This window comes from uncultured Streptococcus sp. (assembly GCF_938036805.1).
Classification (GTDB): domain Bacteria; phylum Bacillota; class Bacilli; order Lactobacillales; family Streptococcaceae; genus Streptococcus.
The window spans coordinates 1-2,929 of the sequence record NZ_CALHWC010000043.1; the positions used below are offsets into that span (position 1 = coordinate 1).

Below are 2,929 nucleotides of genomic sequence, written 5' to 3' on the forward strand. Positions count from 1 at the left end.
GAACGATAAAGCATTTCACCTTGCCATCCGCAACATCACGAGCAAATACAGGAACGACATCCGCAGTATCTGATCCACCAATCCAACGTTTTTCTCCGTTCAAGATCCATTTATCGCCAACACGCTCAGCTGTTGTAGCAAGACCTCCAGCAATGTCAGAACCTGACAATGGCTCAGTCAAAGCGAAACATCCTTGCCAGTCAAATGCGGCCAATTTAGGAAGGAATTCTTTTTGTTGACGCTCGTCACCACCAAGCAAGATTGTGTTGTAGCAAAGTCCACCATGAACTGTGAAGAAAGTTGCTATAGACGCATCGAAACGAGCTAATTCCAAATACAAGAATGCGATATAAAGTTCTGATGGTTTGTAGTTGCCTTCGCGACCTTCGAACAATTTAGGGTTGTTCATGATTTGAGCGCCTTTAGCGACTGCATAGAATTCTTCAAATGGGAAATCAGGTGCTTCCCAATATTCATTGATTACAGGACGAAGGTGTTTTTCAATCAAACGACGAGTTTCTTGTAATACTTCAGCTTCTCCCAATGTCAAGCCATCTGCATAGTGGAAAAGATCCTCAGGGTATAGTTCACGCAAAATTTCTTCTTTAGTTGCCATTTTATTGACTCCTTTTGTATAGTTTTTATTTGTAATAAGAGCGCTTTCATTTTGCAACTCAGTATTTGTTGACGCTTTCATTTTATATCTAATATGTTATGATGTCTACTTAAGAAAGATTAATAAGACCATAAGTTGAGGTTATACATATTGATTTGACTGGCTTTGAAAGGTCTTTTTCTTATAAAAACTAGGAAAAAATCTTTGAATGTGGTTACAAACTTTGAAGAAAGATCTACCTTGAACTGACTTTTTATATTGAGTTTTGAAAAAGAAAAAGCCCATGTGGGCTTTTCAGCATTTTTATCGGATTTGCTCAAAATGCAAATGGACAGCGATATGGTCACCGTAACCACTGCGTTCCAAATCACGCTGCAAGCGGTAGGAAATATAATGCTCAGCAATAGTGATATAGCCCGCTCCCAAGAGACGATTTTCAACCATAGACTGAATCATACTGATAGTGGCACGCTCAACCTTGGCTTCTTCCAGATCTAATGCGACTTTTTTTGTGACCAAGGCTAGATTTTGACGGAGGTCGTCTGTCAAGACATAAACAGTTTGAGCTGCTTTTAATACCGCTTGATAGATTTTATCAGGGTCAAAGTCAACGACTTCCCCACTGCGTTTAATGACTTTCATAAGATACTCCTTTATTTATATATTTCTGATATAGTGTAAATCTCTGGCTTGACTGCTATCAAGCCAATTTTCAGTGGCAGACTCGAAGACAAAACCCTCTTTTTCATAAAATGGAAGACCGATAGCATTTCCTTCCGTTACTGTAACAGCTTGCTCTCTGGCCTGATATTGTGATTTTTGATAACTTGTCAAAGTCTCCAGTAATGCATGACCGATTCCCAAACGTTGAGCCTGCGGCAAGACATAGAGAACATAAACATTGGCTCTGCCGTCCTCACTCATTCCACCACCAACACAACCAAGCACCTGCCCATTTCTTTCTGCCAGCCAATAGCCATTCCATTCAGGAGAAAGTTCAGTCAAGTCCTTATATAAACGTTCCTGGCTATAGAAAATGTCAAAGACTCGCTCTATGTAGGAAGAGGAATAAATATCTTTATAGGTAGTCAACCAAGTCTCTCTACATATTTTTTGGATTAGTTGCCAATCAGCCTTGCTTGCCTTACGAACCTGCATTATCATCACCTCTCAAGAGATAACTTATACTATCATTATACAATTTTTTCTTGTTTTTTTCAAAAAGAATGAAACATTTAGAAAAAGACTGCAGAGATGAGCCGAGCCTCTATCCTTAGAATTCTATCTAACTTTCGAGGCACCGTTCAACTGCAATCCTTTTGAAATATTTTTCAGACAACTATAAATATTAATCCTTTTAGATCAAGCTAATAATACATATACTATATACCACTTTCCTCTAATACAATATCTTGTTTCTTGTATCGATAATGCATTTTCCAATGATTTTCAGACACTTCTTCTAATTTCAGAGTTTTGTTAATCTTATTAAAAGGTAATTTCTCTTCCTCAACTTTCCTTAGGAGCTCAACCAATAAGTCACCTCCAGCGTTTAGAGAAATCAAACTATCATCCTCACTATCGTGTTGAAGTAAAACTTTCTTAGTCGGTTTGTGGATGACATTATAAAGATTAAAAGCCCTTTTAATGTCAAAATTCTTCTCTTTGTCTGCTATCATTGACACAGTATGTAACTCTAATCGACCAATTTTAAACGCTCCAAAAAGACTGACAACAATCCCTAATCCAGCAAGTGTTTCCCAGATGAGAGAGAAAAGTTTTAAATCCCAGTCTGTTATAAGGTTAAGAAGTAGATAAAGAGCCCCCAAACCAAACCCTAACAAAATTAAACCTGCGCCATAAAAACTTGCCTTATCACCAGTTCGAATAGTTGGCTTGTCGTAAACTATCTTCCCCTCAAGTTTTTCCAGACTGCGCTTTGCCTTATACTCCTCGATTCGTTGACTATGCTTTTCTGACATATTATTTCATCACACTTTACTTATCTATATAAGCTCTAAACCAAAATTGCAGATCAATAATCTGGTCTCAAGACACCTTTAACAGTCTCTTTAGTCGCTTCATAGTCGCCATCAACCACGACCTTGATAATTCGCTTAGCATCTTCCTCAGGAGCTGGAACGAGCGGTAAGCGGGTTGGACCTGCTGCAAATCCCATGTAATTGAGCACAGCCTTGACTGGAGCTGGGCTTGGGTAAGAGAAAAGCGCATTGACTTTAGGGATGAATTTTCGTTGGATAGCTGCTGCTTTTTTGATGTCATTGTGCTCAATAGCGTCCAGCATTTCAAACA

The 2,929-nt window shown here is 38.6% G+C and carries 5 protein-coding genes; all 5 read right to left on the minus strand.

The genetic code is table 11. The features are described from left to right. On the minus strand, positions 1 to 616 hold a 616-nt coding region (locus Q0191_RS01840), incomplete at its 3' end, for an acyl-CoA dehydrogenase family protein (RefSeq protein WP_297663288.1). A gap of 303 nt (positions 617 to 919) precedes the next feature. Beyond that, a complete protein-coding gene (locus Q0191_RS01845) occupies positions 920 to 1,258 on the minus strand; it encodes an ATP cone domain-containing protein (protein ID WP_005590355.1) in 339 nt (112 codons plus the stop codon). Between the two features lie 15 nt (positions 1,259 to 1,273). After that, positions 1,274 to 1,774 carry a GNAT family N-acetyltransferase gene (locus tag Q0191_RS01850; protein WP_297663293.1) on the minus strand — a complete coding sequence of 167 codons (501 nt, stop codon included), beginning with the start codon at positions 1,772 to 1,774 and terminating at the stop codon, positions 1,274 to 1,276. 224 nt (positions 1,775 to 1,998) lie between these two features. Further along, positions 1,999 to 2,598 carry a hypothetical protein gene (locus Q0191_RS01855; protein ID WP_297663295.1) on the minus strand — a complete coding sequence of 200 codons (600 nt, stop codon included), beginning with the start codon at positions 2,596 to 2,598 and terminating at the stop codon, positions 1,999 to 2,001. Positions 2,599 to 2,651: 53 nt separating this feature from the next. Next, positions 2,652 to 2,929 (minus strand): dihydrodipicolinate synthase family protein (locus Q0191_RS01860; RefSeq protein ID WP_297663297.1); only part of this gene is annotated, 278 nt, incomplete at its 5' end.

Coding starts and splice junctions, on each gene's coding strand:
- Q0191_RS01845 (WP_005590355.1), bottom strand. CDS start 1,258: ATGAAAGTCATTAAACGCAGTGGGGAAGTCGTTGACTTTGACCCTGAT.
- Q0191_RS01850 (WP_297663293.1), bottom strand. CDS start 1,774: ATGCAGGTTCGTAAGGCAAGCAAGGCTGATTGGCAACTAATCCAAAAA.
- Q0191_RS01855 (WP_297663295.1), bottom strand. CDS start 2,598: ATGTCAGAAAAGCATAGTCAACGAATCGAGGAGTATAAGGCAAAGCGC.